The 5,376-nt window shown below is 34.9% G+C and carries 4 protein-coding genes; all 4 read left to right on the top strand.

Going from position 1 to position 5,376, the window contains the following annotated elements; translation table 11 throughout:
• Positions 1 to 1,059: 1,059 nt before the first annotated feature.
• The 4 genes from F6K22_RS21295 (at position 1,060) to F6K22_RS21310 (ending at position 4,287) form a co-directional block, all read left to right on the top strand.
• Positions 1,060 to 1,803, top strand: a complete 744-nt coding sequence (locus F6K22_RS21295; RefSeq protein WP_293102349.1) for an AAA family ATPase — start codon at positions 1,060 to 1,062, stop codon at positions 1,801 to 1,803.
• A gap of 30 nt (positions 1,804 to 1,833) precedes the next feature.
• Positions 1,834 to 2,001 carry an AAA family ATPase gene (locus F6K22_RS21300; protein WP_293102352.1) on the top strand — a complete coding sequence of 56 codons (168 nt, stop codon included), beginning with the start codon at positions 1,834 to 1,836 and terminating at the stop codon, positions 1,999 to 2,001.
• Positions 2,002 to 2,207: 206 nt separating this feature from the next.
• A complete protein-coding gene (locus F6K22_RS21305; RefSeq protein WP_293102354.1) occupies positions 2,208 to 2,909 on the top strand; it encodes a hypothetical protein in 702 nt (233 codons plus the stop codon).
• A 151-nt stretch (positions 2,910 to 3,060) separates the two neighbouring features.
• Positions 3,061 to 4,287 carry a bifunctional sterol desaturase/short chain dehydrogenase gene (locus tag F6K22_RS21310; RefSeq protein ID WP_293102357.1) on the top strand — a complete coding sequence of 409 codons (1,227 nt, stop codon included), beginning with the start codon at positions 3,061 to 3,063 and terminating at the stop codon, positions 4,285 to 4,287.
• Positions 4,288 to 5,376: the final 1,089 nt, after the last annotated feature.

Raw genomic sequence — 5,376 nt, forward strand, 5'->3', positions numbered from 1 at the left:
TACAAGTTTGGCACTTTATTAACAAGAAATTATCTAAACGTGGTATGATTTCTCGAATAATTTTAGATAGATGAAAAATGAAAATCGCCAAATTAGAATTTGGCGATCGCACACAATCTTAGTATTTCAAACTAATTGAATTTTTGTCATAAAACTGTGGAAATATTTGTCAAGTTTGAATAAACGTAGTAAACCGACACACCTAAAACGGTGCGTTACGACGGATTGTTATATCCTTTTCATAGTCTAAATTTTAGGCATCTAATACTATTTCTCAAAAAGAATGCTATATATGATTGGGTGGGGTAGGGACGCCCTTATGCAACGTCCGTATGGAAGTGTGGGAGGTGAGGGGAGAGGTTAAAAGTAGGAAAAACTTATACTAACCGACTAATAATTGTCAAAAACAGACTTTTAATCTTGGTAACTATTTGACTTCTGAAGTAAAGCTGAAGTATAGCATTACTTTTGGCAATTGGTATAACACACCCTACAAGTTTGGCACTTTATTAACAAGAAATTATCTAAACGTGGTATGATTTCTCGAATAATTTTAGATAGATGAAAAATGAAAATCGCCAAATTAGAATTTGGCGATCGCACACAATCTTAGTATTTCAAACTAATTGAATTTTTGTCATAAAACTGTGGAAATATTTGTCAAGTTTGAATAAACGTAGTAAACCGACACACCTAAAACGGTGCGTTACGACGGATTGTTATATCCTTTTCATAGTCTAAATTTTAGGCATCTAATACTATTTCTCAAAAAGAATGCTATATATGATTGGGTGGGGTAGGGACGCCCTTATGCAACGTCCGTATGGAAGTGTGGGAGGTGAGGGGAGAGGTTAAAAGTAGGAAAAACTTATACTAACCGACTAATAATTGTCAAAAACAGACTTTTAATCTTGGTAACTATTTGACTTCTGAAGTAAAGCTGAAGTATAGCATTACTTTTGGCAATTGGTATAACACACCCTACAAGTTTGGCACTTTATTAACAAGAAATTATCTAAACGTGGTATGATTTCTCGAATAATTTTAGATAGATGAAAAATGAAAATCGCCAAATTAGAATTTGGCGATCGCGCACAATCTTGGTATCTCAAACCCACTGAATTTTTGCCTAATCTTAACTTATTGGTTGGTGTTTCTGGTGCGGGAAAAACCCAAATAATTCGTTCAATTTTGGGTCTTAAAGGAATTGCTAATGGTGACTCATTAAATGGAGTTTACTGGAATATAACTTTTCTAACTAAAGATAATATATCATATCGTTTGCAAGGAGAATTTGAAACTGTAGAAGTGTTTCGGATAAAAATAAATGATTCGGAGGAACAGTCTGAGTTTAAAATTATTTATGAAAATATCTCTAAAAATGAGGAAGTTATTATTAAAAGAGACTCAGAAAAAATTATATTTAAAGGTAGTGAGATTCCGAAATTATCAGCATTTGAAAGTACAGTCGAATTACTAAATCAAGAAGAAGATATTAAACCTGTCAAGGAAGAGTTTAATAAAATTATAGATACACATTGGGATGAAGATTCTGAAAAAATTCCGATCATACCTCTTTCTATGTTAGCAAACTATCAAAATAGTTCTTTCAGTGAAATTCAAGAAAGCAGCCTTTCTAGTTTTAGGAAGTTATCTCTGGTTTATCAATATCTACCAGAAACTTTTCACAAAATCAAAGATATATTTATGGAAATACTTGAGACAGTAGAAGATATTAAAATAGAATCTATATTAAATTTTAATGACAAAATTTATGAATCATTAACTGATATTTTCAAATAGTCTAGAGCCTTATCCTTGAAATAAAAAGGAGTGTATAATTGGATTTTATCACCACATATTTCTTCAGGAATGCTCAAAACATTAATGTATATTAGCGAATTATATTTATCTCCAGAAGGGAGCGTGATATTAATTGATGAATTTGAAAATAGTTTAGGAGTAAATTGTCTTGATAGTGTCACAGATTTAATCTTATAAAGTCCTAGACTACAATTTATTATTACCAGTCATCATCCATACATTATCAATAATATCGGAAATAAATATTGGAAAATTGTCACTCGCCAAGGCAATACAGTAACAGTTAAACAACCTGAAGAATTAGGAATTTCCCAATCTAGACATCAAGGTTTTATCGACCTAATTAACATCCTTGAACAATCTCCCGAAGAAGTAGAAGCAGAATGAATATTTATTTCCTTTTAGAAGGCAGAAGTACAGAGAAAAAAATTTATGCATCTTGGCTGAAACCTCTTCTCCCAGAACTAACAAAAGTTAAACTTTATCATCAAGCTAATCACAATAATTACTGTTTAGTTCGCGCTAATGGTTATCCTTCAATTCTTCACGACTATATTCCCGATGCCATTAAAAAAATGGAAGAAACAGACAAATATAATTACCTGGTAATTTGTCTTGATGCTGAGGAAGAAACAGTCGCAAGCAAAAGAAAAGAAATTGAAGAGTTTATTGTCAAAAACGACCTACGCTTAAAATTAGGAAAAGTCAAGCCTATTTCCATTATTCAAAACCGATGTATCGAAACTTGGCTATTAGCTAATAGAAAATTGTTCGACTCTAGACAACCTCTAGAAATACCTCTCTCAGATTATGCACAATATTATGATGTATCTGTCAAAGACCCAGAATTAATGGGTAATTATAGTCAAAATTATAATCATGCAAAATTTCACTTTTTATATCTCAAGGAAATATTTAAAGCTAAGAAAATTAATTATTCTAAAAAAAATCCAGGAAAAGCTAGAAATGAATCCTATTTAGATGAATTAAAAAAGAGAGTTGTATCAGAACCAGAACACTTAAAAACCTTTCAATATTTTATAGACTTTTGCCAGATGATTAAAAAAGAACTATCTTTTGAGTAGACAACAAAGTAGGGACGTTGTATAACAAAAATGCGTTTCATGTTGCGCAGCAAAACCTCCCCACAGGTTTATCATTTTTTAATGTGGTTCATTAGCCTAAAAACTGCTATAAACTGATAACTGATAACTGATAACTGATAACTGATAACTGATGCAATTTTACCCTTGGATAATTAATATTTCTCTAATTCTCGGTTCTGTATTTTTTGCCGAACTAATACGAGACCTTTATCATGTAGTTTCTCATATTTGGTCGCCCCTCTATAAATGGCATGCTTGGCACCATCGCGTTTTCCGTCCAGACCTAACTACTGTCAGTACAGAAATTTATCAAAAAGCTACTTGGTATCACGACATACCAGAATCTCTGGTAATGTTAACCTTTGGTATGCTATTATGGGCTTCATTTTTTGTCTGGATGCCTTCCTATCAAGGGGCAACTCTGGCAGGTGTTGTTTATACCTTAACTTTTTCCTTTCCAGCGATCGCCCGCGCCACAGGTATTCCCAATGCTGACCAACTTACAGATATCAATCATCTTCCTGGTGCATTTTTAACGCTTCCCGGAAACTGGCTCGTAAACCGTCCCTACCATTGGCGCCACCACTTCGACAATCAAAACGCCTATTTCTGCGGAACCCTCACCTTAGTAGATAAACTCATGGGTACAGCACTTTCCCTCAAAGGTAAAACAATTGCCGTCACAGGAGCTTCTGGCAGTTTAGGTCAAAGTCTCCTGCAACACCTTCATCAAGCAGGGGCAAAAGTTATTGCTCTGACATCCAAAGACCAGACCATTACCTTAGACATAGACGGTCAAAGCTTGGAAGTTAATACCATAACTTGGCAAATAGGTCAAGAGGATAAATTAGGAGAATTATTAGAAAAAGTAGATATATTAGTCTTAAACCACGGCATTAACGTACATGGAGAAAAAACAGCAGAAGCGATCGCTAAATCCTATGAAATAAACACATTTTCTAGCTGGCGAATGTTAGAAATATTCCTCAAAACAGTCAGAACAAATTCCGATATTGCCTGTAAAGAAGTCTGGGTAAATACCTCCGAAGCAGAAGTTAATCCAGCATTTAGTCCCCTTTATGAACTCACAAAAAGAACCCTTGGAGATTTAGTTACCTTGCGCAGATTAGACGCTCCTTGTATAATTAGAAAATTAATATTAGGTCCGTTTAAAAGTAATCTAAATCCAGTAGGAATTATGTCTGCTGACTGGGTAGCAAAACAGATAATTAAATTAGCAAAAGCAGATGTAAGAACAATAATTGTTACAATTAACCCTTTAACTTTTGTAGCAATTCCTATCAAAGAATTTTTAGTTTCTGCCTACTTTAAATTATTTACTTCTAAATCAATTTAGAGCCAATCTAACAAGGTCAGGGTTTGGAGACAAAACCCTGACAATTATGTGTCAAATAGTTATTACTTGCTGATACCTGTTCAATTGCTTTTTCCCGATCTATAAAGCCATGAATTAATCCCTGATAACTGAATAACTGATTTCCGAAGATTTTTTCCTCGATAATCCTGGCGATTCTTTAAACAGTAAATGGTATTGACATCTCCAGGGGTTGAAACACCCTGGATTCTGTGGCAAATCCACCGCAAATGGGACGGGGCTTTTAAAGTGCGGAAGTAAATTCCGCACGCAGCCCCTCATAAATCCACATTTGCTTAAAGCCTGAAGGGCAGACTCCTAAACTCCTCGGCATAGATCAAAATCTAGCTGTGAGTTTACTTTTTTTTGTTAGCTAAAAGAGTGGTTTTACTCGCACTGGTTGGGGCAATAAATCGCTGCTCTAGCTGCCTACTTGCTTTCAGCCGTCGTAGGAAGTTAATTCCCCTTACAGGTGTCCACCGGAATTTCACCGCAAAGTGCGCTCTTGTCATGGCGACAAACCTTGTTCCTTATTCCTCTAGTATACCAGATTTTTACTTCGCTTTATTACCCGCGTGTCGTTATTCAACCAGCCGTTAAAACGGGCTGGCTAACTTCCTCGCGACACTTTTTAGGTTTTAGGAAGTTCCCTCAACTTATCTTACGAATGTAGTTTCATACCGTGTTTCAGCAACGCCAATTTTCTCAAAAAAAAGACAGTTTGTCCAAGGCCAGCAGATATAATTTCTATACTATTTGACCTCTGGTGGAAAAGAGGGAGTAGGGAGTAGGGGCGAAGAGCGAATCGCCCGTACGGGAGTAGGGGGAAATAATTAATGATTTCTGTACTATAATTGATTTTATTTCTAATTATCACGCCTATGTCTATTAGAAATCTCCAATCTTATCAATAAATTATCAATTATTTCTTTCTGTTCCCTATTCCATGTTGCCTATTGCTTCTCTCAACTAGAAAATTAATTTTGCACAACTACTGACTTAACTTAATCTAATCTCTGTTTTCTTAGCCATCATCAATCCCATCATCTATCCGAGATAAAATTGTCTCCA

Source organism: Okeania sp. SIO2F4 (genome assembly GCF_010672385.1).
Lineage (GTDB): Bacteria > Cyanobacteriota > Cyanobacteriia > Cyanobacteriales > Microcoleaceae > Trichodesmium.

What these genes read in the sequence shown, in the direction of transcription:
- F6K22_RS21295 (WP_293102349.1), top strand. Translation starts at nt 1,060, where the DNA reads ATGAAAATCGCCAAATTAGAATTTGGCGATCGCGCACAATCTTGGTAT.
- F6K22_RS21305 (WP_293102354.1), top strand. Translation starts at nt 2,208, where the DNA reads ATGAATATTTATTTCCTTTTAGAAGGCAGAAGTACAGAGAAAAAAATT.
- F6K22_RS21310 (WP_293102357.1), top strand. Translation starts at nt 3,061, where the DNA reads ATGCAATTTTACCCTTGGATAATTAATATTTCTCTAATTCTCGGTTCT.